Origin of the sequence: Halosimplex litoreum (assembly GCF_016065055.1) — an archaeon.
GTDB lineage: Archaea > Halobacteriota > Halobacteria > Halobacteriales > Haloarculaceae > Halosimplex > Halosimplex litoreum.
Map to the genome: position 1 here is coordinate 3,117,712 of NZ_CP065856.1, position 25,389 is coordinate 3,143,100.

The 25,389-nt window shown below is 69.0% G+C and carries 25 protein-coding genes; 10 read left to right on the forward strand and 15 right to left on the reverse strand.

Annotated features, from left to right (window positions below; translation table 11 throughout):
* Positions 1-140: 140 nt before the first annotated feature.
* Both I7X12_RS15425 and mce read left to right on the forward strand, forming a co-directional pair.
* Positions 141-1,826, forward strand: a complete 1,686-nt coding sequence (locus tag I7X12_RS15425; protein WP_198060940.1) for an acyl-CoA mutase large subunit family protein — start codon at positions 141-143, stop codon at positions 1,824-1,826.
* Positions 1,827-2,428: 602 nt separating this feature from the next.
* Entirely contained in the window at positions 2,429-2,818 is a 390-nt protein-coding gene (gene mce, locus I7X12_RS15430) for a methylmalonyl-CoA epimerase (protein WP_198060941.1), read from the forward strand.
* 38 nt (positions 2,819-2,856) lie between these two features.
* Here the strand turns inward: mce and I7X12_RS15435 are convergent, their stop codons facing one another.
* Positions 2,857-3,471 (reverse strand): DUF2391 family protein, encoded by a 615-nt coding sequence (locus I7X12_RS15435; protein WP_198060942.1) that lies wholly within the window; start codon positions 3,469-3,471, stop codon positions 2,857-2,859.
* Positions 3,468-4,526 (reverse strand): 3-hydroxyacyl-CoA dehydrogenase family protein, encoded by a 1,059-nt coding sequence (locus I7X12_RS15440; RefSeq protein ID WP_198060943.1) that lies wholly within the window; start codon positions 4,524-4,526, stop codon positions 3,468-3,470. The genes I7X12_RS15435 and I7X12_RS15440 overlap by 4 nt, the downstream gene beginning before the upstream one ends.
* Before the next feature lie 369 nt (positions 4,527-4,895).
* Here I7X12_RS15440 and I7X12_RS15445 point away from each other — a divergent pair, with 369 nt between their 5' ends.
* Positions 4,896-5,867, forward strand: a complete 972-nt coding sequence (locus I7X12_RS15445) for a transcription initiation factor IIB (protein WP_049930379.1) — start codon at positions 4,896-4,898, stop codon at positions 5,865-5,867.
* Between the two features lie 140 nt (positions 5,868-6,007).
* Here the strand turns inward: I7X12_RS15445 and I7X12_RS15450 are convergent, their stop codons facing one another.
* The 3 genes from I7X12_RS15450 to I7X12_RS15460 all read right to left on the reverse strand — a co-directional run bounded on the left by I7X12_RS15450 (position 6,008) and on the right by I7X12_RS15460 (position 10,887).
* On the reverse strand, positions 6,008-6,733 hold the full coding sequence (locus I7X12_RS15450; protein WP_198060944.1) for a bacteriorhodopsin: 726 nt from the start codon (positions 6,731-6,733) through the stop codon (positions 6,008-6,010).
* A gap of 2 nt (positions 6,734-6,735) precedes the next feature.
* Positions 6,736-8,946, reverse strand: coding sequence for a methyl-accepting chemotaxis protein (locus tag I7X12_RS15455; protein WP_198063889.1), 2,211 nt, complete (start codon positions 8,944-8,946; stop codon positions 6,736-6,738).
* A gap of 252 nt (positions 8,947-9,198) precedes the next feature.
* Complete coding sequence (locus I7X12_RS15460; protein WP_232342874.1) at positions 9,199-10,887, reverse strand: DUF3604 domain-containing protein; 1,689 nt, start codon at positions 10,885-10,887, stop codon at positions 9,199-9,201.
* Between the two features lie 208 nt (positions 10,888-11,095).
* Here I7X12_RS15460 and I7X12_RS15465 point away from each other — a divergent pair, with 208 nt between their 5' ends.
* Genes I7X12_RS15465 through I7X12_RS15475 form a run of 3 tightly spaced genes read left to right on the forward strand, consistent with a single transcriptional unit; the run spans position 11,096 to position 13,897 of the window.
* Positions 11,096-12,649, forward strand: coding sequence for a protein kinase domain-containing protein (locus I7X12_RS15465; protein WP_198060945.1), 1,554 nt, complete (start codon positions 11,096-11,098; stop codon positions 12,647-12,649).
* Positions 12,639-13,373: a hypothetical protein gene (locus I7X12_RS15470; protein ID WP_198060946.1), complete on the forward strand. Its 735-nt coding sequence runs from the start codon at positions 12,639-12,641 to the stop codon at positions 13,371-13,373. Before I7X12_RS15465 ends, I7X12_RS15470 begins: the two co-directional genes overlap by 11 nt.
* 50 nt (positions 13,374-13,423) lie before the next feature.
* Entirely contained in the window at positions 13,424-13,897 is a 474-nt protein-coding gene (locus tag I7X12_RS15475; protein ID WP_198060947.1) for an NUDIX domain-containing protein, read from the forward strand.
* An 18-nt stretch (positions 13,898-13,915) separates the two neighbouring features.
* Here I7X12_RS15475 and I7X12_RS15480 read toward each other — a convergent pair whose 3' ends face one another.
* A complete protein-coding gene (locus I7X12_RS15480; protein ID WP_198060948.1) occupies positions 13,916-14,527 on the reverse strand; it encodes a DUF998 domain-containing protein in 612 nt (203 codons plus the stop codon).
* An 86-nt stretch (positions 14,528-14,613) separates the two neighbouring features.
* Between I7X12_RS15480 and I7X12_RS15485 the strand changes: the two genes are divergently transcribed.
* Positions 14,614-15,984 (forward strand): geranylgeranyl reductase family protein, encoded by a 1,371-nt coding sequence (locus tag I7X12_RS15485; protein WP_198060949.1) that lies wholly within the window; start codon positions 14,614-14,616, stop codon positions 15,982-15,984.
* Positions 15,985-16,236: 252 nt separating this feature from the next.
* Complete coding sequence (locus I7X12_RS20620; RefSeq protein WP_232342876.1) at positions 16,237-16,716, forward strand: type IV pilin; 480 nt, start codon at positions 16,237-16,239, stop codon at positions 16,714-16,716.
* A 27-nt stretch (positions 16,717-16,743) separates the two neighbouring features.
* On the opposite strand, the gene I7X12_RS15495 is transcribed toward I7X12_RS20620, so the two are convergent.
* On the reverse strand, positions 16,744-18,024 hold the full coding sequence (locus tag I7X12_RS15495) for an amidohydrolase (protein ID WP_198060950.1): 1,281 nt from the start codon (positions 18,022-18,024) through the stop codon (positions 16,744-16,746).
* 397 nt (positions 18,025-18,421) lie between these two features.
* Complete coding sequence (locus tag I7X12_RS15500; protein WP_198060951.1) at positions 18,422-18,736, reverse strand: uS10/mL48 family ribosomal protein; 315 nt, start codon at positions 18,734-18,736, stop codon at positions 18,422-18,424.
* Between the two features lie 125 nt (positions 18,737-18,861).
* Here I7X12_RS15500 and I7X12_RS15505 point away from each other — a divergent pair, with 125 nt between their 5' ends.
* Positions 18,862-19,317, forward strand: a complete 456-nt coding sequence (locus I7X12_RS15505; RefSeq protein WP_198060952.1) for a bis(5'-nucleosyl)-tetraphosphatase — start codon at positions 18,862-18,864, stop codon at positions 19,315-19,317.
* A 58-nt stretch (positions 19,318-19,375) separates the two neighbouring features.
* On the opposite strand, the gene I7X12_RS15510 is transcribed toward I7X12_RS15505, so the two are convergent.
* Both I7X12_RS15510 and I7X12_RS15515 read right to left on the reverse strand, forming a co-directional pair.
* On the reverse strand, positions 19,376-19,765 hold the full coding sequence (locus I7X12_RS15510) for a YccF domain-containing protein (RefSeq protein WP_198060953.1): 390 nt from the start codon (positions 19,763-19,765) through the stop codon (positions 19,376-19,378).
* A complete protein-coding gene (locus tag I7X12_RS15515) occupies positions 19,765-20,247 on the reverse strand; it encodes a PH domain-containing protein (protein ID WP_198060954.1) in 483 nt (160 codons plus the stop codon). The genes I7X12_RS15510 and I7X12_RS15515 overlap by 1 nt, the downstream gene beginning before the upstream one ends.
* Before the next feature lie 215 nt (positions 20,248-20,462).
* Here I7X12_RS15515 and I7X12_RS15520 point away from each other — a divergent pair, with 215 nt between their 5' ends.
* A complete protein-coding gene (locus I7X12_RS15520) occupies positions 20,463-21,521 on the forward strand; it encodes a DUF5787 family protein (protein WP_232342881.1) in 1,059 nt (352 codons plus the stop codon).
* A 61-nt stretch (positions 21,522-21,582) separates the two neighbouring features.
* On the opposite strand, the gene I7X12_RS15525 is transcribed toward I7X12_RS15520, so the two are convergent.
* The 5 genes from I7X12_RS15525 to I7X12_RS15545 all read right to left on the reverse strand — a co-directional run bounded on the left by I7X12_RS15525 (position 21,583) and on the right by I7X12_RS15545 (position 25,304).
* A complete protein-coding gene (locus I7X12_RS15525; protein ID WP_198060955.1) occupies positions 21,583-21,906 on the reverse strand; it encodes a DUF5783 family protein in 324 nt (107 codons plus the stop codon).
* Positions 21,907-21,970: 64 nt separating this feature from the next.
* Positions 21,971-22,465, reverse strand: coding sequence for a DUF5797 family protein (locus I7X12_RS15530; protein WP_198060956.1), 495 nt, complete (start codon positions 22,463-22,465; stop codon positions 21,971-21,973).
* A 63-nt stretch (positions 22,466-22,528) separates the two neighbouring features.
* The gene (locus tag I7X12_RS15535) at positions 22,529-22,951 is read right to left on the reverse strand and encodes a Mut7-C RNAse domain-containing protein (RefSeq protein ID WP_198063892.1); all 423 of its coding nucleotides are present in this window, start codon (positions 22,949-22,951) and stop codon (positions 22,529-22,531) included.
* A 164-nt stretch (positions 22,952-23,115) separates the two neighbouring features.
* Positions 23,116-24,858, reverse strand: a complete 1,743-nt coding sequence (gene polX / locus I7X12_RS15540; protein ID WP_198060957.1) for a DNA polymerase/3'-5' exonuclease PolX — start codon at positions 24,856-24,858, stop codon at positions 23,116-23,118.
* Complete coding sequence (locus I7X12_RS15545) at positions 24,855-25,304, reverse strand: DUF5788 family protein (protein ID WP_198060958.1); 450 nt, start codon at positions 25,302-25,304, stop codon at positions 24,855-24,857. Before I7X12_RS15545 ends, polX begins: the two co-directional genes overlap by 4 nt.
* Positions 25,305-25,389 lie beyond the last annotated feature (85 nt).

The following is a 25,389-nucleotide window of genomic DNA, read 5'->3' on the forward strand; positions in this document are numbered from 1 at the left end:
TTGTCGAGTGCGGTCGCTGTCGATCGACTTCCTTTCACAACCCATCCACCAGAAACCACTACTCGACTAGCACATCGAACCGATCACGAGCGCGCGGTCGCTCGCCAACGGCTAAGGGGCCGCCGGACGAACCCTCGGGTATGTTCGACGACGACGACCTCGCGGCCATCCGCGAGGGTCGCGAGGAGTGGGAAGCCGAGACCCGGGGGCCCACCGTCGACCGCTTCGGCGAGCGCGAGGAGACCTTCGAGACCGACACCGGCGGCCAGGCGGTCGACCCGCTGTACACGCCCGCCGACGTGGCCGACCTGGACTACGAGGACGATCTGGGTTTCCCCGGCGAGGAACCGTACACACGCGGCGTCTACTCGACGATGTACCGCGGCCGGCTGTGGACGATGCGCCAGTACGCCGGGATGGGCACCGCGACCGAGACCAACGAACGGTTCCACTACCTCATGGACGAGGGCCAGACCGGCCTCTCGATGGCCTTCGACCTCCCCACGCAGATGGGATACGACTCCGACGCCGGGATGGCCGCCGGCGAGGTCGGGAAAGCCGGCGTCGCCATCGACTCGCTGCGGGACATGGAGACGGTCTTCGACGGCATCCCGCTCGACGAGGTGAGCACGTCGATGACGATCAACGCTCCCGCGAGCGTGCTGCTCGCGATGTACATCGCCATCGGCGACCAGCAGGGCGTCCCCCGCGAGGAGTTGCGGGGGACCATCCAGAACGACGTGCTCAAGGAGTACATCGCCCGCAACACCTACATCTTCCCGCCGGAGCCGTCGATGCGGATCATCACCGACATCTTCGAGTACTGCGCCGCGGAGGTGCCCAACTTCAACACCATCTCCATCTCGGGGTATCACATCCGCGAAGCGGGTTCGACGGCGGCCCAGGAGATCGCCTTCACCCTCGCCGACGGCATCGAGTACGTCGAGGCGGCCCAGGACGCCGGGCTCGACGTCGACGACTTCGCCCCGCAGCTGTCCTTCTTTTTCGCCTCCTACAACAACATCCTCGAAGAGGTCGCGAAGTTCCGCGCGGCCCGGCGGATGTGGAAACGCATCATGGAGGAGCGGTTCGGCGCCGAGGCCGACGCGTCGAAACAGCTGAAGTTCCACACCCAGACCGCGGGGTCGACGCTGACCGCCCAGCAGATCGAGAACAACGTCGTCCGCGTGGCCTACCAGGCGCTCGCGGCCGTCCTCGGTGGGACCCAGAGCCTCCACACCAACGGCAAGGACGAGGCCCTCTCCCTGCCCACCGAGCAGTCAGTGCGGACCGCCTTGCGGACCCAGCAGATCCTCGCTCACGAGTCCGGCGCCGCCGACACCATCGACCCGCTCGGCGGGAGCTACTACGTCGAGAGCCTGACCGACGACATCGAAGCCGAGGCTCGTGAGATCATCGACGAGGTCGACACCCGCGGCGGGATGGGCCGGGCCATCGAGGGCGGCTGGGTGCAACGGCAGATCCAGGACGTGGCCTACGACCGCCAGGAGGAAATCGAGAGCGGGGAGCGGGTCATCGTCGGCGTCAACGAGTACACCGTCGAGGAGGACGCTCAGGACCCCGACATCGAGGAGGTCTCCGAGGAGCAGGAACGGGCCCAGATCGAGCGGCTGGAGTCGGTGCGGGCGGAGCGCGACGACGAGGCGGTGGAGGCGGCGCTGGCGGCGCTTTCCGAGGCCGCCGCGGGCGAGGAGAATCTCGTGCCGTACATCGTCGACGCCGTCAAGACCTACGCGACGACCGGCGAGATCTGCGACGCGCTGCGCGAGGAGTTCGGGGAGTACCAGCCCGGCGCCGCGATGTAAGTGGGCGATACTCGACTCGTTCGCACGGTCGGTTCGTTGCCAAAGGAGCGCACTCCATCCGAGTGAGAGCTGTTGCAGGTGGAGGTGCGGCTGGCGCGTGCTGTCGAGCGTGCCCGCCTCGTGGCGGGCCGCTCGAAACAGTCGCGCGAGGGATGAGCGACGACAGGAGCGAATCGGCTGGGGAGGCTCGTGGCCGTCTGCGGTGCTGTGCGGGGCGGCTGCTGTCCTGGTGGACTGAAAGGGCGAGACGCGCTCGCGTGCAGTTTAGTCGTCTGAGCGGGCACTATCCGCGCGGTGCGAGGCGCGCAGCGCTTCGAAGCGAACGGCTGTGCCGTGAGCGGGCGGTGCCGAGAGCGCGGATATCCCGTCTCAGCGACCGCGAGCGGGTCGAGGGCGTTCATCGCCTGCCGTCGAGCGCGATACCGGCTCCAGCTAGCGAGCGGGTCGAGGGCGTTCAACGTTTGTTGTCTCCAGCGGTCGCGTTCACTCGATCTCGTCCTACACTAAATCGACCAGAACCGACTACTCAACCCACGATTCGAACCGAACATCGTCAGAACGAGCGACGCCGGGATTAAGCCGCGAACGGGCCAAGACACCGTATGGAGTTCGACCACGCGGGTATCGCGACCGACGACCGCGATGCGCTCATCGATCGGTACGAAGCGATTTTGAACGCCTCGGTCGCTCACGAAGAACAGTTCGGTGACCTCCGAGTCGCCTTCCTCGACCTGGGCAACGGCTACTTCGAACTGCTCGAACCGACGGCCGACGCGGAGGGGCCGATCCCGAACTTCCTCGAGGGCCGCGGCGCCGGGATCCACCACCTCGCGCTGCGAACGGACGACATCGGCGACGCGCTCGACCGCGCCCGCGCGGCCGGCGTCGACCTCGTCGACGAGCAGCCCCGGCCGGGCGCGTGGGGCCACGAGGTGGCCTTTCTCCACCCCGAGTCGACTGGCGGCGTCTTGATCGAGTTCGTCGAGCACTGAGGAGCGGCCGCGGATCGAACCCTGACGGTCCATCGCCATCACCCCGGCAGCAGGTCGCCGAGCGCGGCGCCGATGGCCATCGGCACGAGCGCGACGGAGAGCTGGCAGACCGCGATCCAGGGGTCGGTCCAGTCGAGCACGCCCCAGACGGTCATGACGACGACGGCGGTCACGAGCGGGATGGTGAGTACGCCCAGGAACTTCCGCGGGAGGATCCCGAAGATCGGCTGGTAGACGCGCACGTCCTGGAAGTCGGCGACGTAGAGGATGCCGGCGACGAGCGCGAGCGTCAGCGCGTTCGTCAGCAGGAAGTACAGCGGCCGGTCGCTGAGGAACACCGCCACGTCGTAGGTGCCGCCCTCGACGAACATGGGGATGCCGAAGAGCAGCGCGCCAAGCAGCGCCTCGGCGGCGTCCGAGCGGTCGAACCCGAAGGCGACGCGGCCGAACACGGGCGTCTCCTGGACCTCCATCGCCGTCCGCATCGTCTCGCGGACCTGCTCGCGCTCGGCCTCGGAGTCGACGGTCTCCTCCAGCTCGGCGAGTTCGTCGAACAGATCGCCCATGTCGGGGTCGTCCCCGTCGTCCTCGAAGTCGGGGACGCGATCGCCGCGCCCGCTTCCGTCGTCGCTCCGACCGCGACGGCCGCTCATCCGTCACCGGGTCCGACGGGACCGCCGAAGTCGTCGAACTCGTTGCCGGGGCCGTCTTCCGGTCCCTCGCCGCCCGCCCCGCTGCCGTCCGGTTCGCCACCGCTCGGCTCGCCGCCGTCGGCCCCGCCCGGTGCGGGCTGGTCGTCGGGGTCGACCGGGCTCTCGGCGCGCAGCTCCGGCGTCGGGTCGGGCTCGCTCGGCTCGACGGGGTCGTCGCCCTCCCAGACGTAGAACCCCTCGCCGGTCTTGCGGCCCAGATCGCCGGCCTCGACTTTCTCGCGGAGGACCGGCGGCGGCGCGAACCGCTCGCCGAGCGCGCTCCGGAGGTGTTCGAGCGCTTCGAGCGTCGCGTCGAGCCCGCGTTCGTCGGCGGCGGCGAGCGGGCCGACGGGGTGGTCGTGACCGGCGGTCGTCGCCCGGTCGATGGCCGCGACGCCGGCGGCGCGCTCGTCGACCATCGTCACGGCTTCGGCGGCCAGCGCGAGCCCGAGCCGCGTCGCCGCGGCCCCGGGTGTGTCCCGGACGACGATCGACTCCCGGTTCAGTCCGTCGACGAACGAGACGGCGGCATCACGGGTGGGTTCGGCCGTCTGCTCGGCGACGACCACCTCGACCAGCGGGGCCGCCGGCGGGTCGACGAACTGCAGGCCGACGGCGCGGCCGGGGTTTCTGAGGCCGGCCGCGACCGCCGTCACCGACACCGCCGAGCCGCTGGTGGCGACGAGCGTCCCCTCGTCGACCGCTTCCTCGACGTCGGCGAACAGCGCTCGCCGCGCCTCGCGGTCGGCGTCGGTCGTCTCGATCACGATGTCGGCGTCGGCGACCGCGCCGTCCAGTCCGGTGGTCGCTTCGATGCTGTCGACGGCCGACTCGCGCGCGTCGGCGTCGAGTTCGCCCGCGGCGGCGGCGTCGTCGAGGCCCGCTTGGACGGCGTCGATCCCGTCCATAACGACGTTGGCGTCGTCGTCGTGGAGGGTCACGGCGTGGCCCGCCGCCGCGCAGCACTGCGCGATCCCGCGCCCCGTCGCGCCCGCGCCCAGTACGGCTACGTCCATACATCCCATGCGAGTGCCGACCCGATTAAGCGTTGTTCCCCCGTCGTCCCTCGAAGCTCGAAGGGACCGAGGCTCCCGACCCGCCCGGTCGCGACGGCGACGGGAACGACCGCGAGCCGACCGCAGACGGGGGCCTCGTCGGTCGCTCGCTCGTTCGAACGGCCGACGGGACCGCGACCCCGTGGCCGGTGACCCCCGCCGTCAGCCGCGTGTCAGACGCGTGTCTCTCTCCCGATCGATCTCACAGACGCGCCGCGTTCGACCACCCAGGTCCCGAATATGTGCGATATCGGGTCTTCTGTCCTCTGACATGCGACGAAAAACGGCCGAAGGGTTTATATGTCCCCAAAATTTGTCTATATAAGAACAATGGAACGGCCGAGCCGCCAGCGCGAGCGCGTGGAGTCCGAGGAAAAACAGGAGGAACAAACGGACGAGCAGGCCGAACAGCAGCAGTGTCCGGAATGCGAGTCGTCCGCGCTCGTGACGAGCGCCGACGGCGGTGAGATCGTCTGTGAGGACTGCGGGCTGATCATCGACGAGGGTAACATCGACCGCGGACCGGAGTGGCGGGCGTTCAATCACAGCGAGCGACAGGAGAAATCGCGGGTCGGCGCGCCGACGACCCAGACCATGCACGACAAGGGGCTGACCACCCAGATCGACTGGAAGGACAAGGACGCCTACGGTCGCTCCCTGTCGTCGGAAAAGCGCAGTCAGATGCATCGACTCCGGAAGTGGCAGGAGCGCATCCGGACGAAAGACGCCGGCGAGCGCAACCTGCAGTTCGCGCTGTCGGAGATCGACCGCATGGCCTCGGCGCTGGGCGTCCCCCGCTCCGTACGGGAGGTCGCCTCGGTCATCTACCGACGCGCGCTCGACGAGGACCTCATCCGCGGCCGCTCCATCGAGGGCGTCGCCACCGCCTGTCTGTACGCCGCCTGCCGACAGGAGGACATCCCCCGCTCGCTGGAGGAGGTCTCTGAGGTCTCCCGCGTCGAGCAGAAGGAGATCGGGCGCACCTACCGCTACGTCGCCCAGGAGCTCAGCCTCAAGATGGAGCCGGTCGACCCCAAGCAGTACGTCCCCCGGTTCGTCTCCGAGCTGGAACTCTCCGAGGAGGTCCAGGCGAAGGCCAACGAGATCATCGACGTGACAGCCGAGAAGGGGCTGCTCTCGGGCAAGTCCCCGACGGGGTACGCCGCCGCCGCGATCTACGCCGCCTCGCTGCTGTGCAACGAGAAGAAGACACAGCGCGAGGTCGCCGACGTGGCGCAGGTGACGGAGGTCACGATCCGGAACCGGTATCAAGAACAGATCGAAGCGATGGGCATCCACTGACCGGCGCCGCGCCGCAGTGACCCCGCTCGTCCGTAACTGACGGCCTCGCGCCGTCCTCCGTTCTCCGCGCGCTCGACGCACGAGCGGCTGCGCTGTCGCTCCACGCCGTCGGCTTCGAGTCCGAAAACCGCGTGTCGCCGTCAGTCCGCGACCTGGGCGTCACCGCCGACGGCGTCGACGTCGGCGGTCTCGTCGGTCGCGGCGGCCATCTTGACGAAGTCGTTGATCGCGATGAGGCCGAAGCCGACCTTCGCGACAACGTCGATGTACGTGACGACCAGCGCGGTGGTCTCGAGGTCCATGACCTCGAACCCCGCGGGGCCGACGAGCCAGATGACCGGGTAGACCAGCCAGAGGACGACGACGAACGCACGGAGTTTCCGGAACAACGCTGCCACGTCGTCGGGTTCGTCGTCGGCTACCGCCTCTATCTCCGTGTACAGGAGGTAGACGACGGCGGCGAACCCCGCGCTGCCGGCGAGATAGAGCAGCCAGTTCAGCGGGGCGGCGAGCGTCGCGCCGACGAAGCCGAGGACGATGGTCGCCGCCTGCAGCGCGGCGAGACGGGCGATAGCGCGCGTCGACGCCCCCACGATCAGCGCGACGAGCGCGACGTGGATCGGCGTCGTCAGCAGCCAGTCGACGTAGCGCGGGACGAAGACCGTCCCGCCGTCGGCGGTCGCGAGCCCGCCGATCCCGAGCGCCATGAGGCCGTAGGCGACCGCCGCGATCGCGGGCACGAGTGCCGCCAGCGCGAGCTGTCGCCGTCGTTCCGTCGGGACCAGCAGGATGCCGTAGGCCAGCATCGCGGTCCCGACGACCATTCCGAGCGTGCCGATGGTGAACCAGGTTGTGAGTCCGAACATGGTCAGTCGTCCGTGGCCGCGGTCGCGGCCGGTCCGGCGTTCTCGGCGCCGGTTCGCGTCTCGAAGCGCGACAGCGCCGTCGTCAGTTCCTCGGCCCGCTGGCGGAGGTCACGCGCGGAGGTCGCGACCCGGTCGATCGACTGGGACTGGTCGTCGGCCGCCCCGGCGACCGTGTCAGCCTCCGTCGCCGTCTGCTGGCTGATCGCCGTCAGCTCGTCGATGGTGCCCATCACCTCCTGGGCGGTCCGGGCCTGCTCCTCGGTCGCGTCGTCGATCTCCTGGATGCCGGTGTCGACCTCCTCGGTGTGCTCGACGATCGTCTCCAGGGCGTCGACGGCGTCCTCGACCGTCCCGACGCCGTCGGTGACTCGCTCGCTGGTCGACTCCATCCGGTCGACCGTCTCGCCGGCCTGTGCCTGGATGCCGTCGATCCGTGACTCGATGTCGCCGGCGGCCTCCTTGGTCTCCTCGGCGAGGCCCTTGATCTCGTCGGCGACGACGGCGAAGCCGGCTCCGTCGCCGTCGGCGTGGGCAGCCTCGATGCTCGCGTTCAGCGCCAGCATGTTCGTCTGCTCGACGATCTCGGTGATGACGCTCACGATCTGGCCGATCTCGTCGAGTTCGTCGTCCAGGTCGTTGATCGCCGCGACCGTCTCCTCGGTCTCGGCGTCGATCGCGCCCATCTCCTCGATGGCGCGCTGGGCGGCCTCGCGGCCCTCCTCGCCGACCTCGGCGGCTCGCTGGGAGGTCGTCGCGACCTCCTGGGCCGAAGAGGCGACCTGCTGAGCGGTCGCCGAGAGGTTCTCCATCTCGCCGGCGGCGGCCTCCAGGCGCTCGGACTGCTCGGTCGTCCCGTCGAAGATCTCCGAGATCGAGGCGGTCACCTGATCGCTCGCCTGGTCGACCCGCTCGGCGTTGGTCCCGACCTGTTCGCTCGCGGCCGACACGTCGCCGGCGAAGGACTTCATCCGCGCGATGGTCTCCTCCAGCGCGTCGAGCGTCTCGTTGATGCTCTCGCCGACCGCCGCCATCGAGGCGTTGTCGCTGTCGGGGTCGACCCGGCGGGTGAGGTCGCCGTCGGCCGCCTCGGAGAGCACGTCGCCGTACTCGGTCGCCTTGGCTTCCAGGTGGGTCGTCATCGACTCCATCTCCGCGGCCTCGCGCTCGGCGCGCTCTTTGGCCTCCTCGGCCTCCGCGCGCGCCTCCTCGGCTTCGGCGCGAGCCTCGTCGGTCTCGGCGATCTGCTCGCGGATGGAGTCGCGCATGTCCTGGAACGAGCGGTAGAGCGCGCCGATCTCGTCCTCGCGAGTCGTCGCGAGGTCGACTTCCAGGTCGCCGTCGGCCATCGACTCCGCCCGCTCGGACACCCGCCGCAGCGAGACGATCGTGTTGCTCCCGATGGTGACGCCGACCAGTCCGAGGTTGATGATCGCGAGCAGGACCAGTCCCACCAGGTCGGAGTTGATCTGCGAGCCCAGCGCGTAGGCCGCCTCCTTCGGCGAGTGGATCATGACGACCCAGTCTCTGGTCTCCATCCCCGTGCTGGCCATGAGCCGGTCGCCCATGTCCATGAACGCCGTCGCGCCGGCCGACGCGTTCACCGCGTGGCCCTCGTGGTCGGTGAGGATCCTGCTCGCGTTGGGGTGGGCGACGTACCGTCCGTCGCCGTTGACGACGACCGTCGAGGTGTCGTCGCGCGAGTCCGCGAACGACGACGACCGCGCTGCGAGGTCGGTCATGAACACGAGCGCGCGGTTCTCGACGCCCGGAACGGGCGTGACGACGGCGACGATCGGGTGATCGACCACCGGGACCGAGAACGGTTCCGTCACGTAGGTGTCGCCGGGGTCGTCGAACTGCGGCGGATCGGTCGCGAAGGGTGCACCCTGTTCGGCCGGGCTCAGCCCTTCGAAGTCGTCGTCCGTGCTCTGAGTGAACACCATCGACTCCGTGTCGAGGTAGTGGATCGCCACCACGTCCGGTGGGACGGCCCCCGACTCGAACTGGTCGGTCAGCGCTCCGTCGACCGCCTCGCCGTCACCCGACCGAACGGCTTCCAGCTGGGACGTGAGCACGGCTTCCCGCTGGACGCTCTCGAGCCAGGAGTCCAGCTCGGCCGTCCGCGTCTCCGAGAGCGTTCGCAAGTCGTTTTCGACGTCGTCCTGCAGCGTCGCAGAGGCCTGCGTGCTGATGACGGCCCCGAAGCCGACCATCACCACGACCGCCACCGCCAGCGCCGCACCGAGGCGAGCGGCGTACGAACGCCTGATCACCCCGGGCAGGAGAGAAGGGACATCCGATGTCATCGTGCGGTACAGCGAGACACTCCCTGTAAAGCGTTCGTGCGCGATTCTCAGCGGTGATAGCCGAGCCCCGACGATACCGGCGAGTGTCGCCGGTCGATCGCCCTCGACTCGGGCTCGGCCCAGACCGGATCGGCCTGGGTCCCCGTTCGACCGACCGGTTCAGGCCTCGGGCTCGACCCAGACCGGACCCGCCCAGGCCATCCCGTCGTCGGCCTGCTCGACGCGGAGGTAGTACACGTCGGCGTCGCTACCGCGTTCGTCGCCGTCCGGAGCGTCGGCGACCGACGGGCCGGAAGCGCTCAGTCTCCCGTCGTCCCACGTCATCCCCGTCACGGGCTCGTCGTCGGTGACCTCACCGGCCTCGGTGTAGGCACCTAGGTCGGCCGTCTCGTCGGTCGTTCCGCCCACGACGTGCCAGTCGGCGTTGTTCTTGACGACGGTCACCCGCTCGATCGGGGCGGTCCCGGCCACGAGCCACTCGACGGTCCGCTCGCCGTCGGCGACCACTGCGCTGTCGTCCTCGCCGACGGCGGTCCCGTCGACGGCGAATTCGGCGAGGATCCGATGGGGTTGGCTCGTCGCGTACACCCGCCGCGACCGCAGGCTCTCGAAGATCGACTCGCGGGTCAGGTCCTCGGCGTAGAAGCCCGTCAGCCCGCCCGGATACGACCCCTCGTCCCAGATCCGCCAGATGTGACCCCAGCCGATCCCGTCCTCCCAGAGGTCCGACAGGGAGGGGAGATGCGGCGGCAGGTGGATGTGCGAGCGGCCCGGTCGCGGCGCGTGGAAGTCCGACGACCCCATCATGCCGACGCGATAGCCGAGTTCGTGGGCGTCCTGGACGTAGTGGCCGGGCTCGCCCATCTCGCCCTGTCCCATCCGGACGGGCTTGGGGTTGCCCGCTTCGCCCGGCTGTTCGCTGGAGCCCCACTGGGAGTACACCTCGACCAGCGGCGCGATCTCGTCGTCGTACTCCATCGCCGAGAAGTCGAGCGGGTACATCGCCTCGGCGGGGTGGTGGGGGATCGCGAGCACCTCGTTGCCGGTCTCCTCGCGCCACTCGGTCAGCCGACGGAACAGTTTCTCGTAGCGGTTGGTGTCGACGTCGAGCGAGTCGAACAGCTCGGCCTCCTCGACCCCCTCGAAGTAGACGTTGATGTGACCGCCCACGTTGGGCTGTTTCGTCCACTCGTAGCCGAACAGGGTCACGAACTCCCCGGGGTCGTGGAAGTGCTTCGTGACGGTCTTCATGCCCTCGAAGTGGCCGTTGTGCATCCGGCGGCGCTGGAGCTTGGGCGGGATAAAAAAGCCCATCGTGTCGTGGTCGGTGTAGGCCACCACGTCGAGATCCATCACGTCGCGCCCGAAGCGAAAGCCCTTGCTCATCGACCCTGCGCCGTCGGAGAACTGCGAGTGGAGGTGGATATCGCCCCAGAACAGCCGCTCGTCGGGCGCGGACTCGAACACCTGGACGGGGTTGCTCACGAAGCGAGTGCCCGACTCGTCGGTGAGCGTCAGGTACTGGACGCCGGGCGTCTCGAAGGCGACCCCCGACAGTTCGGTCACGGCCCCGTCGGTCAGGCCGAAGTCGACCTCCTCGGGGTGGACCGCTTCGGGGTCGGTGCTGTCGACGGCGAGCGTGCCGTCGTAGTCCGGAAGGGCGCGGAGGTACTCGTCCCAGACCGAGACGGTGGCCGACAGCGACTCCGTCGTGGCGACGCGGGAGGGAAGGACACATTCGACGTCGTCGAACCGTCGCCGCCGACCGCGCGCGATGTCGGCCAGCGAGGGGTTGTTCTCGGCGAAGACCTTCACGGACTCGATGGCTTTCGTCAGCACGGGGACCACCGCCGCTCCGGCCGCGGCGCCAGCTCGACGCCGCCGACTCCTCGGCGAGCGCCTGTCTGAACGGGCATATCACCGGCGTAGCACGGCTCGGGGTTAAGCTTCCCGGCGAACCGGGACGGTCGATACCTCCGCGACCCAAACAGTCTTGGTCGATGACTCGAGAAATATGCGGAGTACGAGCCGCGCTCCGACGCGGCTACCGACCACGATGTCAGAAGACACCACGACGGGCGATCGAGGCGGGACGGCGGCCGACGGCAGCGGCGGCGATGGAGCGGAGACCGGCGACGACGGCCGCGACGGCAGCCGTGGCCCGGTGCTGGCCGTTCTCGCCGACCCCGAGCGGGGCGACGAGCGGCTGCCGCAGGTGCTCGGCGCGCTCGACGGCGACGACCGCGCCGAGCGGTTGCGCGCGACGCTCGCGCTCTGTCTCGCCGTCGAGGCCGACGCGGATCTGCTCGACCCGGTGGTCCGGCGGCTGGTCGACCGCCTGGACGACGAGCCGCCCGTCGAGATACCCCACGCGCTGGACTACCTCGCCGCTCGCCGGCCGAAGGCGGTCGACGAGGTGGTCACGGATCTGGACGAGCAGCGGGAGCTGCGCGCCCGACAGCACCTCTATCAGTCCGGTGCCGGGTTCGCCCGCAGCGAGTACCGCCCGTCCGCTTCGGGCGACCGCGGCGCCGGCCGAGCGCGTGTCGCGGGTGGTGGAGGCGGCGGGGGCGACGGCCAGCGCGTCTACACGGATCGCTCGCCCGGCGCCGACTTCGACCCGTCGACGCTCGCCGAGGGAGGGGGTGCCGACGGAGCGGAGAGCGACGACGCCGAAGGCGACCGGGGCGAACCGGACGGCGACGACGCGGACGACGGGCGGCGGGCGCTGACGCGCGGCCGACTGGCGCTCGTCACGCGCCGGCTCTCGACGGTGATCGACCGGAGCCGGTTCGACGACCTGACCGTCCACTCGGACCGTGAACGGGGCCGATTCGGCGACAGCTACCAGGCCGTCGGAAGCGTCGGTGACGAGGAGGCCCCGCTCTCGCTGACCGTCTTTCGGATGCCCGACGACGACCGAGCGGCGTTCGCCGGCGCGCTCCGTGACGCCCTCGACGCCTGGGCGGGCGCCGACGGCCACGAGCTGGTGCTGACGGTCCACGACTGGGGGCTGCGCCCGCGACCGTGGGCCGCGCTCGAACACACCGGGACCGCCCTCGCAGACCGCGAAGACGGGCCCCTCGACGCTCGCGAGGCCGTCGCGAACGCCGCCGAGATCGCCGACGCCGTCGCCCACGTCCACCAGCGCGGCGTCGTCCACGGCGCGCTCGACCCCGCGACCGTCGCCTATCCCGGCGCGACCTTCACCGAGCGCGAGCGCCAGCGCCCCCGAGTCACCGACTTCGGTCTCGCCCGCGTCTACGCCGACCACCGCGGACTCGCGAACGTGATCGACCCCAGATTCGCCGCCCCGGAGCACTACTCCGGCCGATTCGGGGAGATCGACCGCGCCACCGACGTGTACGGGCTCGGCGTCCTGCTCTATCGGCTGGTGACCGGCGAGCCCCCTTACCACGGCACCGTCGAGGAGGTACGCGCGGGGGTGTGCTCCGACCGCGCTCCGGTGCCGAGCGAGGTCGAATCCGACCTCCCTGGCGACCTCGACCGGGTCGTCCGCAAGGCGACCGCGACGGGGAAACTCGCCAGATACGAGACGGTCACGGGGTTCCGGCGGGAACTCCGGGGAGTCGACGTCGATGGCCGGTGAGGTGGAGCTCGGGCTCTATCTCGTCGCCGACAACCCCAACCTGACCTTCATCGTCTTCATCGGCCTCGTCCTCCTGACGGTCATCGCCGCACGCTTCGGCGCCTACGCCTACCTCAACATGCGCGCCACCGGCGTCGACGCCCAGCGCGTCCTCTGGGAGTACCTGCTGTACGTCGGGGCCGTCGCCGCCCTCTACGGCGTCGTCGGTATCCTCGAGATCGTCTCCTCGATCCGCACCCCGTACAAGACCGGGCTCGTGCTCGCCGTCGTCCTCCTGCTCGCGCTGTCGGTCCGGGAGATCTACTTCAACGCCGCGCTCTCGACGACCGGCGCCGACGGCGCGTTCCCGGGCCGCCGCTTCATCGAAGTCGCCTTCGTCGCCGTCGTCGCCGCCGTCGTCTTCGGGATCGCCCGCTTCGGTCTCCGGCGGCCCTTGCTCGCGCTCCAGGGCGTCGGCGCGCTCGCCTTCGCCGGCTACGGCTTCTGGTTCGGCCGCAAACAGACCGCCGCCGCGATGGTCCAGGGCACCATGATCGACTCGCTGCTCCGCCACCTGCTACCGGTCCTCGCGTTCGCCACGCTCGTCCCCGCCGTCGATATCGCCACCGTCGCCGGTCTCGACCGCGTCGTCGTCCAGCACGTCCAGATCGTCTTCGTCATCATGACCGCCACCGCGCTGATGACCGCCACGATCAAGCTCCGACAGAATCTGGTGAGTCTGTGACCACCGCCGACGCGAAAGACCGAACTCCCGAGGCCCACCAGAGACACCCCATGGACGAGTACGCACACGTCGTCAACGTCGACGGGGTCGTCGCGAGAGCGCGGGACGAGGAGTCTGACGACTCCGGCGACTCGACCACCGAGTACCTGCTTATCGAGCGGAGCGCCGAGGAGGACCACGCGGCCGGTCTGCTGGGACTCCCGGGCGGCAAGCTCGAACCCGGACCCGGCACCGACCACGCCGTCGAAGCGACGGTCCGACGGGAGATCGAGGAGGAGGTCGGCCTCACCGTCGGCGGGGTCGAGTACGTCTGTTCGGGCACGTTCGAGACCGACACCGGCTACCAGTGTCTGAACGTGGTCACGCTGTGCGAACACGTGGGCGGCGACGCCCGCCCCCGCGAGCCCGACGAGGTAGCGGCGGTTCACTGGCTTACCCTCGACGATCTCCGCGCTCGCGAGGACGTGCCCGAGTTCACCGAGACGTACGTCGAGCGGGCCGCTGCCGTGGCCGCGTCGGAGTGAGCCGTTGCGAGAACCGACTCACAGCCGGTCGCGATCGACTCGCACCCGTCCGAACTCCTCGACGGCGAGCCAGCCACCCCAGACCGCGAACGCGACCGACCCGAACAGTTCGGGGATCGCGATCCCCGGCGGGAACCACGGGAACAGGAGCCACCACGCCCACGAGACGACGTGGAGGACGCCGAGCAACACCAGAATCAGCCCTCGGAGCGGCCGTCCCGCGGCGTAGTCGCCAGCGCCCCAGAGGAACACGGCGAGCGTCAGGAACACGAAGAAGGGGACGGCGACGAGGCCGTGGAACGGGCTGGGGATCGGGAACACGCCGACCAGCGCCATGAACAGCATGGCGAGCAGGCCGAAGACGCCCCCCGCCTGCCGGATCGGGTGGTCGGTGTCGGCCAGCACCGAGACGACGAAGCCGGTACCGAGGGCCCCGCCGGCCAGCAAGGCACCGTTGAATATCGGTGCGGTCACGGCGCCGCGGGCGCCGAGATCGGAGAGGGCGTACGACAGCGGCGAGAACCACGGCGCCGCGACCATCGCGTAGACGACGCCGCCGAAGGCGACGACGATGGCCGCGAGACCGACGACGGGCGGGACCAGCGGGCGAGCGGGGTCGTACTCGGCCATACCGCGCGCTGGGACCGCCGCGAGGAAAAAAGAAGGGGAACCGATGGTTGGTAAAGATTTTCTCCGTGGGCGTCTCAGGGGTGTGCATGACTACACGCGAGTACGACGTCGTGGTCGTCGGGGCGGGGACCGCCGGTTGCTACGCCGCGGCGACCGTCGCCCGCGAGGGCTACGACGTCGCGCTCCTCGAGCGCAAACCCGAGGAGGAAGGGGGCCACATCGCCTGCGGCGACGCCCTCAAGGGCGCGAGTTCGTTCCCCGACGCGATCCCGAAATCGAAGATCGAACCGGCGATGACCAACACCGGCGTCGACCACGGCCGGTTCGAGATCCCCCAGGAGGACACCGTGCTGGAGATTCCCGTCCCGGGCGAACTCGCCGTCATCGACCGCTGGGAGTACGGTAGAGCGGTCATCGAGGGCGCGCTCGACGCCGGCGCCGACATCCACTTCGACACGGTCGTCCAGGACGCCCACCAGGCCGACGACGGGACCGTGACGGGCGTCCGAGCCATGCACGAGGGCGACCCCGTCGACTACGAGGCCGAGATGGTGATCGACGGCGCGGGCGCGCTGTCGATCCTCCAGGACAAGGTCGACTTCGACGGGGCCACCTTCGACACCAACGTCAGCTACAGCCAGTTCTGCTCGGCCTATCGCGAGGTCGTCACCGTCGACGAGCCCGTCGAGTGGGACGACGCCTTGGTGTTCAAGCCGACCGAGCGGGCAGCGGGGTACCTGTGGTACTTCCCGCGGACCGACACCGAGATCAACGCCGGGCTGGGCTTCCAGATGAACGAGGAGCCGATGCACCTGGTCGAGGACTTAAAACGCGACCTGCGCAATCGCGAGGAGTTCGACGGCGCGACCGTCGAGGACAAACTCGGCGCCGCGCTCCCGACCCGCCGTCCCTACGACTCGGCGGTCGCCCCCGGCTTCCTCGCGGCCGGCGACGCGGCGGGCCTGGTCAACCCCACGACCGGCGGCGGCATCGGCGGCGCCGCCTACTCCGGGCAGTACGCCGGCGAGCAGGCCGTCGCAGCCATCGAGGACGGTGACGTGAGCGAGGACGCCCTCTGGGAGTACAACAAGCGCGTGATGGACCACTTCGGCGCCCGCTTCGCCACGCTGGACGTCTACAACATCTTCGTGACCGCCTACGACATCGACAGCCTGATGGGCATGCTGGCGGCGCTGCCGGCGGAGAAGATCGCCGAGGGACTGTACGCCGGCGAGACCGACATCGGCCCCTTACTCAAGCTCAAGACCGCGGTCAAATCCGTCGGCCACTGGGGGACGATCTACGACCTCTACGAGACGAAACAGCTGGCCGAGCGCGTGCTGGCCCACTACGAGGACTACCCCGAGACACGCGCCGGTTTCGCCGACTGGCAGGTCCGCCGCGACGAGATCCTCGACGACGTCTACGAGACGACCGGCGCCGACCCGAAGTACTGAGCGTCCGCGTCGTTCCTCCTCCGACCGTTCCCCACCGACCCCGGAGCCGCTGGATCCGTCGTTACTGGATACATTCTGGACAGTAGACGGCGATTACCCCATAGATCGTGACGAATGTTTATATGGATTCGTCAATATACCGATCGGTAACGCGCGGTGGGGAACAGTCCGGGTGCGTACGGGTCGGCGGCTGGGGTCGCCGTCCCACAGGGGTGCTCGGGCGTCGTTCAGGCGCGCGTGGGGAAGACAAGCATGAGAGAGTGCGACACATCGAGAGCCGTATCACCGGTCATCGGGGTCATCCTGATGGTCGCGATCACCGTCCTGCTGGCGGCGACGGCGGCGACGTTCTTCATGGGGTTCGAGGGGTCGCTGTCGGGGTCGCCCACCGTCGCGGTGCAGGGCGAGTTCGCCGTCGACAGCGGCGGGCACGAACTCGCCGTGGCGTTCACCGGCGGCGACGTCGTGGCCAGCGAGAACGTGAAGATACACGTCGCGAACGCAGGGTGTCGGGGCGTCGGGTCGGTCACCGACCGCTACGACGTCGGCGAGCTCGGCGTCTCGGGGTCGTCGGTCGCCGCCGGGACGGACGCACAGGTGACCGTCGGGACCGTCTGTCCGACGGGGGCGAGCCAGCTGGACCTCTCGCGGACGGAGGTGACCGTCTCGTGGCTCGAACCCGGTGCGACGAGCGGACAGGTGCTCTACCGCTGGCGCGGCCCCGCGGCCTGAGTCCGCGGAGCGACCGCTCGGCATCGCTCACGGCCGGTCGCGCGCGAGCGCTAGAATCGTCTCCGTCAGCACGTCGACGCCGACGACCAGCGAGTCCTCGTCGACGTCGAACGTCGCGGTGTGGTGGCCGCCGGGGTGGTCGGTGCCGACGCCGACGTACGCCGCTCGCCCGCCCCGTTCCTGCACACGGTTCATCAGGAACGTGGCGTCTTCGCTCCCGCCGAGGTCGTCGTTTCGCAACACGGAGTCGACGCCCGTCGTCCGCCCCGCGATCGTCTCGACCACGTCGACGACGGCGTCGTCGCTCTCTCCCCCCGGCGCCTCGCCGTCGGGCGTCACCTCGACTTCGCAGTCGTGCATCGCCGCCGCGCCCTCGAGCACGGAGTGGGCCCGACCGCGCATGTACTCCATGAGTGCGGTCGTCTCCCCGCGGACTTCGCCCTCGATGTGGGCTTCCTCCGGGATCACGTTCGTCGCGCTCCCGCCGCCGACTGTCCCGGCGTTGACGCGCGTGACGCCGTCCTCGTGGCGGGGGATCGCGTAGAGGTTCTGGACGGCAGTGGCCATCGCCTGGACGGCGTTGCGCCCCGACGCCGGACGACCGCCGGCGTGGGCCGATTCGCCCGAGAAGTCCGCCCGGAACTGGTGGACCGCCAGGAACCCCTCGACCCCCGCGACCACCTCGCCGGTCGGGTGGTCGAGACCGACGTGGACGGCCAGCAGGTAGTCCACGTCGTCGAGCAGCCCGCTCTCGGCCACCGGCTTCCCCCCGCCGACGGACTCCTCGGCGGGCTGGAACAGGACCTTCAGCGTCCCCGCGAAATCGCTGTCGGCGACCGCCTCCAGCACGCCCAGTCCGATGGTCGCGTGGGCGTCGTGCCCGCAGGCGTGCATCGCCCCCTCGTGTTCCGACCGGAAGCCCTCGCGGGCGGGGACGTGGTCGTCGTCGGTCGACTCCGCGCGCGGGAGCCCGTCGATGTCGACCCGCAGGGCGACCGTGGGGCCCGAACCCCGTTCGAGGACCGCCGCGGCACCCGTGTAGCCGCCGCGCAGTCGCTCCAGCGTTTCGGGATTCGCCCCCACCTCCTCGGCCTGTCGGTACCACCGGTCCAGTTCCTCGTCGTCCGGGACCCCGATGCGCTCGCCCTCGGCCAGGACCTCGGGTCCGACGAGGACCTCGTCGACGTCTATCGGTTCGAGTTCGTCCACGATCCGCGCGGTCGTCCAGAACTCCCGCCAGGCGGGCTCGGGCTTGCGGTGAAACTCACGGCGCAACTCGACGAGACGCTCGCGGCTCGGCTGACTCATGGAGAGTGGTGGGCGCCGCGGGAAGGTGTCGGTTTCGGCGATCGGAAGCTGTCGGTCGAGGGACCTCGACGACGGGATCGGCAACCGCTAACAGCGTGAAAGTCCCGCCCGTGTCGGCTGACCGGCCAGTCTGTGCGGGTGGGACTGAAAGGGGCCGTGCGCTGCGGGAAGACGGGAGCAGCAAGCACTGGAACGAGCGAAGCGAGTGAAGGGCGCAGCAATCCCCTCGACCGCAGCGCACGGGGGCTTTCAGGCTGTTTGCGGTTCCGTACACGAGTGCTGTCGCGGTATCGGTGGCTGTTCAAGTGACTCTCACGCTGTTTGCGGTCCCGACGCTCCCCGCGGATGCGGTCGCTGTCGTAGGAATTACGTCAAAATCACCTCGAACGACTCGAACTCAGCGGACCTGTTCGATCTCGGCTTCGACGTGGATGCGGTCGGGGTAGTCGTCGCCGGCGACCGAGCGGGCGAAGTCGTCGTGGCCGTGGACTTCGACGGTGCGGGTGTAGGCGGTGTACTGCCAGGGCTCGAAGCTCCCGCCGTCGGCCGCGAGGCGCTTGCTCTGTGGCACGCGGTGGTCCGTCGGCGGTTGCGGATGGGGCCCTTTCAGCTCCACGCCCTTGCGCTCGGCGGCTCCCTTGACTCCGTCGACGACGTCGTCGAGGAGCCGTCGATCGCCGCTCGTGAACGTGAGCTTCGTGACGAAGGGCATGTCAGTTCGGTCGCCGGGCACCGGGATAAGCGATGCGTTTGCCCCCGAAACTTGTCAGAATATAGGGCGGTTTCGGGAGCGACGCTCCGATATTCACTTAAGGAGTGATAGAGTACTTAGTGGCAATGATAGAGGCCACGAGCGCGGGAGCCATCCTCTTTCGCGATACGCGTGGCCGGCGGGAGTACCTCCTCCTCAAGAGTCGCCCGGGCGACTGGGAGTTCCCGAAAGGGGGCGTCGAGGGCGAGGAGGAGCTCCAGCAGACCGCCATCCGCGAAGTGAAAGAGGAGGCCGGGATCGGCGATTTCCGGCTCTTGGACGGCTTCCGAGAGGACTACGACTACGTGTTCGAAGCCAACGGCAACACCATCCACAAGACCGTACACCTGTTCATCGCCCGCTCGTTCGAGGCGTCGGCGGAACTCTCCCACGAGCACCGCGACCTGCAGTGGCGCGACTACGAACAGGCCGTCAACACCGTCACGCAGGACGGCCCCCGCGAGATATTAGAAGAGGCCCACGAGTTCCTCGACGAGAAACTCGCCGAAGACGAGGACGACGAGGAGAAGGAAGCGGAGTGACGGTCTCAGTCGTCGCCGCGATCTGAACGGAGAACGGGTCGCCCGGCCAAACGGGCGATTATCCCTCGTAGAGCGACAGCACTCTCGGGAGTCTGTTGAACATCTTGATCCCGAACGGCAGTCCGACGACGGAGAGACAGAGCAGATACGCCGCTCCGGTCCAGAGCAGGCTGGCCCACCATCCGACGAGGACGAAGTAAATCCCTCGGACGAGGATGCTGGAAGAGTTGCTGCTACTCCCGCCTATTTCGACTCTGTCGACATCGTCGTCGGTCTGCTTGAGCGTGAGCGCCTTCGGAACCACGTTCACTAGTTTTACGCCGACCGGAAGCCCCACGACGGTCAGACTGAACAGCCACGCCGCCGTCAGTAGGATACCAGTCGCCCACCAACCGATGGCGACGAACCAGACCGCCCGGATAGCTATCGAGGGGCTATCGTCGGCCATCAGTCGTACTTCCGTTGCTCTTGGCGGATGGAATTGGCCACGTCCTGGTAATCGGGGACGCCGCGCCAGACGATCTCGTCGTTACTCGCGGTCCGCAGGGTGAGCGAACCATGACCGACCAGCCGCTCGAAAATCGATTGGCTGGTGCTCAGACTGTTCAGGTCGGCAATCCGATACTCACGGCTCGCCTTCGACAGCAGCCCGATTTTCGCTTTCACTCGTTCGTCCGTGACTACGTACCGGGACTGTATCCGCGCGAGAACGACGTACGCGAAGATACCTCCCCCAACGAGAATTCCACCGGCGGCGGCGTCTCCGCCGAGCCCTGCGAGTAGTACGAACGCCCCGAGAGCGATCTGTTTCCACCAGAGTGCCCAGCTCGGCCGTCGGTTCTGATGTGCCGACTCGCCCTGCATGAGGTCGATACCGTCCGTATCAGCCTGATGCTGTACATTCTCACCTGCCGTAGTAGTATTACCCATACATCAGGTCCACACAGTTAAATCAACAAAAATCTATTGGATCACAGACAATACGGCCGTCCTCGTTCGTCAGGCTGCTTCCGATCAGTGATCAGTCGATATCGTACTGGATATACGTTTCATACACCAACTGTGAGGGGGCTGGAAATCGAACGACGTCGGGATCCGAATTGGACCGCTGGAGCCATGTCGGTCGGGCGCGTTCGGTCCCTATCGTGAGCGAGTTTACGTTCGAACTCACCGTCTGTCAGTGGGCCGAACGGGAGTGGCCGCCGGCCGGAGGCGGCCCCGAAGTCGGAGACGACGACCGGACTGCCGTCGTCGCCCGACAGATCGGGACCAAACGGCGTCGGTGGGACACCGTCGTCGTCGAGTGCGACCCCGAGGGACTGCGCCGGCGGGCGAACTTCGGGCTCGCCGAACTCGGCTCGGATCTCCTGCACGTCGTGCGCAACGCGCCCGCCGAGTGGACCTGGTACCGCGACGCGCTGCCCGACCCCGGCTACTCCTGGCGCTACGTCCGCGAGGCGATCCACGAGGCGGCCGACCGCGGCGTCGTCGAGACGCGTCGGCTGTCGAACAACCGGATCGAGATCCGACGCAAGTGGGCCTATCCCGACTGGGTCGAGCGGATCGTCGCCGTCGAGAACAAGCCGGACCTGGACGCCAGCGCCGCCCGCGCGCTCGGCCCGCAACTGGAACGGGACGTGGCGCTCTCGCTCGCCGACGAGGTGTGGGTCGCCACGACCGAAACCGGCGAGACCGTCGAGCCGGCGCTGATCGAGGACGTACCGGTCGAAGCGGGGGTCCTCACGGTCGACGCGGCGGGCGAGGCCGACGTATCCTGGCACCCACGGTCGCTCGCGGTCGACGACCCCGGTACTCGGATCCTCGAACGCCCCTCCGGCGGCGACCGCGACGCTTCGGCCGCCCGCTTCGAGTACGTCGACCCCGAGTGGAAGGCCGACAAGCGGCTCGAACTCGCCGAGCGCGCGTACGGCCGCGGCTGGCGCGCCTACGCCGACACGATGCGCCCCGACTGCCGCCACTTTCGGCTCACCGACGAGTCGGCGGGCTTTCTCCCCTACTGCGCCGCGAAGGACTGTCACCCGACCGCCGGCGAGTGTTCCGGGTCCTGTGGCGAGTTCGAGCCGGAACCGCCGGTGTGGCGCTCGGGCGACTGGCCCATCTCGGGCGGACCCGGCAAAGGGGTCAAGCGACTGCTGGACCGGCAGCGACGGCGTCTGCGACCCGGGCTGGACGAGGAAGCGTAGCGGCCCCGGGCGGACGGCGCCGGTTCGCACCTCCGGTCCGTCGCCATCGCCGTCGCCGCTCTCAGTCGTCCTCGAACCCGAAGACCCGTCGCAACTCGAACTCGATGCGGTCGACGAACTCCTCGAGAACGGCGTCGAACCGCTCGTCGTCGACGGGTACCTCGCCCGCCCGCTCGCGCGGGTTCTCCGGGAGTTCGACCCGGAATCGGCCGTCCCCTTCGTAGAACGGCTCGCTCCCGTCGAGGACGCGACGGTCGATCGCTTTGAGCAGCGTCGAGTCGTAGCGACCGTGGAAGTGCTGGTAGGCGTTCTTGTAGGCGGTCTGTAGCTCGTTCATGTAGTGGACGTACTTGTCCTCGAACTTCTCCGGGTCGAACGCCGTCATCGCCAGTCGGTACGACCGGGGGCCGGTAAACGACTCCGTTCGACGCCGGTCGTCGCCGGTCCGCTCAGTCGTCCCCGTCGTCGCGCCGTTGCACTTCCAGCGCGTCGCGCTCGACGGCCAGCCGGTAGGTCGGGACGGTCTTCTGGACGCGCTCGACGACGCCCTTCTCGGTGAGCGAGCGCAGCGCCGACCGGACCTCGTCGACTGCGGGGTCGCGACCGGTGTCGCGCAGATCGTGCAGGGTCGCGACGACGCTCTGGGGTTCGTCGTCGTGGTCGGGGAGGACGTCGATCGCCGCGGCCTGCAGCGCGGGGACGGTGACGGCTTGCTCGTCGATCTCGCCCTCGACCTGGTCGCCGACGAGGTCGTTGGCCTCCGGCGTGGCGCAGATGAGGCTGTCCTCGTCGCGGTAGTAGTAGTCTTTCAGTTCGGATTCGAGGTACTGGTGGACGTCGCTCCCGCTGTCCATGTCCCACTGGGCCTGGAGATCGGCGTTTTTCGTCGGCTGGAGCGCCACCACGTCCGCGAGTCGCTCGCGGGCCTCGTCCGATAGCGTCATTCGTCCGAGCGTAGGTTCACCGGGTTATTAATCCGTGTTGCTTGCCGGACGACGACGCATCGTTCACAGGTCGCCGAGCGTCCCGGCCACGTCCGCCCAGTGGCTGCCCTTCCAGAAGTGCTGGCCGCAGTTTCGACAGCGCCAGACCGTCTCCTCGTGGGTCTCGGGGGCGTAGTCGGGCGTCGGCTCGGTCCGGTCGACGCGTTCGAGCGGGCCGTTACAGGCCGAACAGCGCGCCGGCTCGTCGGCCAGTTCGAGGTCGAACCCCGACCGGCGCAGTTCCAGGAGCTGCTCGGTCACCTCCCGCGTCGAGAGCAGTTGCGAGCGCTCGGCGCGAGCCGCCAGCTCGCGATCGCGAGTCACCAGCACCCGCCCTTCGGTGTGGGCGAGCGCCAGCACGTCGTCGTCGGCCTCGATACCGCGCTCGCCCGCGTAGGCGGCGTCGTACCCGCACATCCGCAGGTACGTCGCCAGCTTCCCGAGCATCGTGTCGAGCAACAGCGCCGTCTCGCCGGCCGGTTCCTGCGGGAGGTCGTCGCGGTCGTCGGCGTCGCGGCGGCCGCTGTGGCCCCCATCTCCGACCGCCTCGGCGGCCACAGTGGTTCCCCCGCGGTCGCTCGCGCGCTCGTCGGTGTCGGACTGGTCGCCGGTCATTCGAGGAACTCGCGCAGGCCTTCGACGCCTCGCGTATTGAGTACGTCGGTCTGCTCGGCCCAACCACGACGGGCCGTGTGAACGCCGTATCGGACGTATTCGTAGCTTTCGGGCCGGTGAGCGTCGGTATCGACGGCGATCGTCGCCCCCACCTCGACCGCGGCCTTGACCGCGCCGCCACCCAGGTCCAGCCGGGCGGGGTTCGAGTTGACCTCCAGCGCGGTGCCGGACTCGGCCGCGACCGACGCCAGCCGCTCGACGTCAACGTCCAGCCCGGATCGCTGATTGATGTACCGGCCGGTCGGGTGGCCGATGATGTCGACTTCGGGGTGCTCGGCGGCGGCGACCAGCCGGTCGGTGCCGTCGCCGTCCAGCCCGGAGTGGGGCGAGGCGACGACCACGTCCAGCTCGGCGAGCAGGTCGTCGGCCACCGAGACCGACCCGTCGGTGTCGACGTTCGCCTCGACGCCAGCGAACACCGCGATGTCGGCCTCGTCGGCGACCCCGCGGACCTCGTCGAGTTGCTCGCGGAGCTGTTCGTCGGGGACGCCGACGCCGCCGACCATGCCCGGCCCGGTGGCGTGGTCGGTGATCGCGACGTAGTCGTGGCCGAAGTCGGCGGCGCCCTCGACCATCTCCGCGACCGTGTGGTCCCCGTCCGACCAGCCCGTGTGGGTGTGCAGGTCGCCGCGGATCGCCGACGGCTCGACGAGATCGGGGAGCTCGCCCTCTCGAGCGGCCTCGATCTCGCCCCAGTTCTCGCGGAGTTCGGGGGCCATCCACGGCAGGTCCAGCGCCTCGTACATGCCCGCCTCGGTCTCGCCGGCGACGCGCTCGCCGGCCCGCTGGTCGGCGTCGGGGTCGTCCACGTCGGCGACGTCGAAGACGCCGTACTCGTTCATCTTCAGGTCAGCTTCGATGGCGACGTTGCGGAGCGTGACGTTGTGGTCCTTGCTGCCTGTGAAGTACTGCAGCGCGCTCCCGAACTCGGCGGGGGCGACTACGCGCAGGTCGACGCGGACCTCGCCGGAGCGGACGCTGGCCTTCTGGCCGCCGGCCTCGATGACGCCGTCGGCCTCGGGCCAGTCGACGAACGCTTCGATCACCGCCTCGGGGTCGTCGCTCCCGACGAGCACGTCGACGTCGCCGATGGTCTCCTTCCACCGGCGCAGCGACCCCGCGAGGTCGATCCGCTCGACGCCCGGGTGGCCATCCAGATACGAGACGACCCCGTCGCCGCGCGGGCGCGCATCGCCCAGCAACTCGCGTTCGGTCGCCTCGCGGGCGAACTCGACGTTCTCCAGGATGTTCTGTTCGGTCTTCGCGCCGAAGCCGCCGACTTCCCGGATCTCGCCGGCTTCGGCGGCCGCTTCCAGGTCGTCGAGGTCCTCGACGCCCAGCGCCTCGTAGAGGCTGCCGACGGTCTTCGGGCCGACGCCTTCGACGCGGGTGAGCGCGCCGATGTCGACCGGCATCTCCGCACGTAACTCCTCTAACTCCTCGATCTCGCCGGTTTCGACGTACTCGACGATCTTCGAGGAGATGGCGTCGCCGACGCCCTCGATCTCGCCGACGGCGGACGCGCCGTCGTCGGTGGCGAGGCCCGCGACGTCGACGGGCGAGTCGCGGACGTTCTCGGCGGCGCGACGGTAGGCGCGGGGCTTGTACTCGACGCCCTCGGCTTCGAGGCGGTCGGCGAACTCCTCGAGGCGGTCGGCGATCTCGTCGTCGGTGCTCATGGCGACCTCGACCGATGGCTCCCCTGGCTGTCCTGGTCCTGTCCGAGCGCCTTCTTCAGGAAGCTCATCCAGCGCTTCTTGTCGGCGGTCTCCTGGGCCTCGATCTCCGCTTCGAGGTTCGTCGGACCGAGGTTCTCCAGCGCGTTGAGCGCGCGGTCGATCCCGATGATCGCCTCGGCCAGTGCTTCGCCCTCCTCGCGGGAGATCTCCCCGTCCTCGATCAGGTCCTCGCGTTCGCGGCGTTCACGCCGGAGGTTCTTCTTGGCCTGGTCGACGCGCTCGCGCTCGCCCGCCGGGACGGTGTCGCGCCGCTTGATCTCGAAGACGAACTCCCGCAGGTCGATGTCCTCCCCCTGGATCTCGATGTGCTCGGGGATCGTCGCACCCACGGTGGCTCCCTCGCGGCCGATGCGTTCCAGGAGCTGTTTGCGCTCGTACTCTTGCACGGTCGCCAGTCCGGTCTCGACGGTGAAAAACCCACGCGGTGCCGCCGTCCACGGCGGATTCTCGGGTCGGTGCCGAACGGACGGG

Coding starts and splice junctions, on each gene's coding strand:
- I7X12_RS15425 (WP_198060940.1), top strand. CDS start 141: ATGTTCGACGACGACGACCTCGCGGCCATCCGCGAGGGTCGCGAGGAG.
- mce (WP_198060941.1), top strand. CDS start 2,429: ATGGAGTTCGACCACGCGGGTATCGCGACCGACGACCGCGATGCGCTC.
- I7X12_RS15435 (WP_198060942.1), bottom strand. CDS start 3,471: ATGAGCGGCCGTCGCGGTCGGAGCGACGACGGAAGCGGGCGCGGCGAT.
- I7X12_RS15440 (WP_198060943.1), bottom strand. CDS start 4,526: ATGGACGTAGCCGTACTGGGCGCGGGCGCGACGGGGCGCGGGATCGCG.
- I7X12_RS15445 (WP_049930379.1), top strand. CDS start 4,896: ATGGAACGGCCGAGCCGCCAGCGCGAGCGCGTGGAGTCCGAGGAAAAA.
- I7X12_RS15450 (WP_198060944.1), bottom strand. CDS start 6,733: ATGTTCGGACTCACAACCTGGTTCACCATCGGCACGCTCGGAATGGTC.
- I7X12_RS15455 (WP_198063889.1), bottom strand. CDS start 8,946: ATGGTCGGCTTCGGGGCCGTCATCAGCACGCAGGCCTCTGCGACGCTG.
- I7X12_RS15465 (WP_198060945.1), top strand. CDS start 11,096: ATGTCAGAAGACACCACGACGGGCGATCGAGGCGGGACGGCGGCCGAC.
- I7X12_RS15470 (WP_198060946.1), top strand. CDS start 12,639: ATGGCCGGTGAGGTGGAGCTCGGGCTCTATCTCGTCGCCGACAACCCC.
- I7X12_RS15475 (WP_198060947.1), top strand. CDS start 13,424: ATGGACGAGTACGCACACGTCGTCAACGTCGACGGGGTCGTCGCGAGA.
- I7X12_RS15480 (WP_198060948.1), bottom strand. CDS start 14,527: ATGGCCGAGTACGACCCCGCTCGCCCGCTGGTCCCGCCCGTCGTCGGT.
- I7X12_RS15485 (WP_198060949.1), top strand. CDS start 14,614: ATGACTACACGCGAGTACGACGTCGTGGTCGTCGGGGCGGGGACCGCC.
- I7X12_RS20620 (WP_232342876.1), top strand. CDS start 16,237: ATGAGAGAGTGCGACACATCGAGAGCCGTATCACCGGTCATCGGGGTC.
- I7X12_RS15495 (WP_198060950.1), bottom strand. CDS start 18,024: ATGAGTCAGCCGAGCCGCGAGCGTCTCGTCGAGTTGCGCCGTGAGTTT.
- I7X12_RS15500 (WP_198060951.1), bottom strand. CDS start 18,736: ATGCCCTTCGTCACGAAGCTCACGTTCACGAGCGGCGATCGACGGCTC.
- I7X12_RS15505 (WP_198060952.1), top strand. CDS start 18,862: ATGATAGAGGCCACGAGCGCGGGAGCCATCCTCTTTCGCGATACGCGT.
- I7X12_RS15510 (WP_198060953.1), bottom strand. CDS start 19,765: ATGGCCGACGATAGCCCCTCGATAGCTATCCGGGCGGTCTGGTTCGTC.
- I7X12_RS15515 (WP_198060954.1), bottom strand. CDS start 20,247: ATGGGTAATACTACTACGGCAGGTGAGAATGTACAGCATCAGGCTGAT.
- I7X12_RS15525 (WP_198060955.1), bottom strand. CDS start 21,906: ATGACGGCGTTCGACCCGGAGAAGTTCGAGGACAAGTACGTCCACTAC.
- I7X12_RS15530 (WP_198060956.1), bottom strand. CDS start 22,465: ATGACGCTATCGGACGAGGCCCGCGAGCGACTCGCGGACGTGGTGGCG.
- I7X12_RS15535 (WP_198063892.1), bottom strand. CDS start 22,951: ATGCTCGGGAAGCTGGCGACGTACCTGCGGATGTGCGGGTACGACGCC.
- polX (WP_198060957.1), bottom strand. CDS start 24,858: ATGAGCACCGACGACGAGATCGCCGACCGCCTCGAGGAGTTCGCCGAC.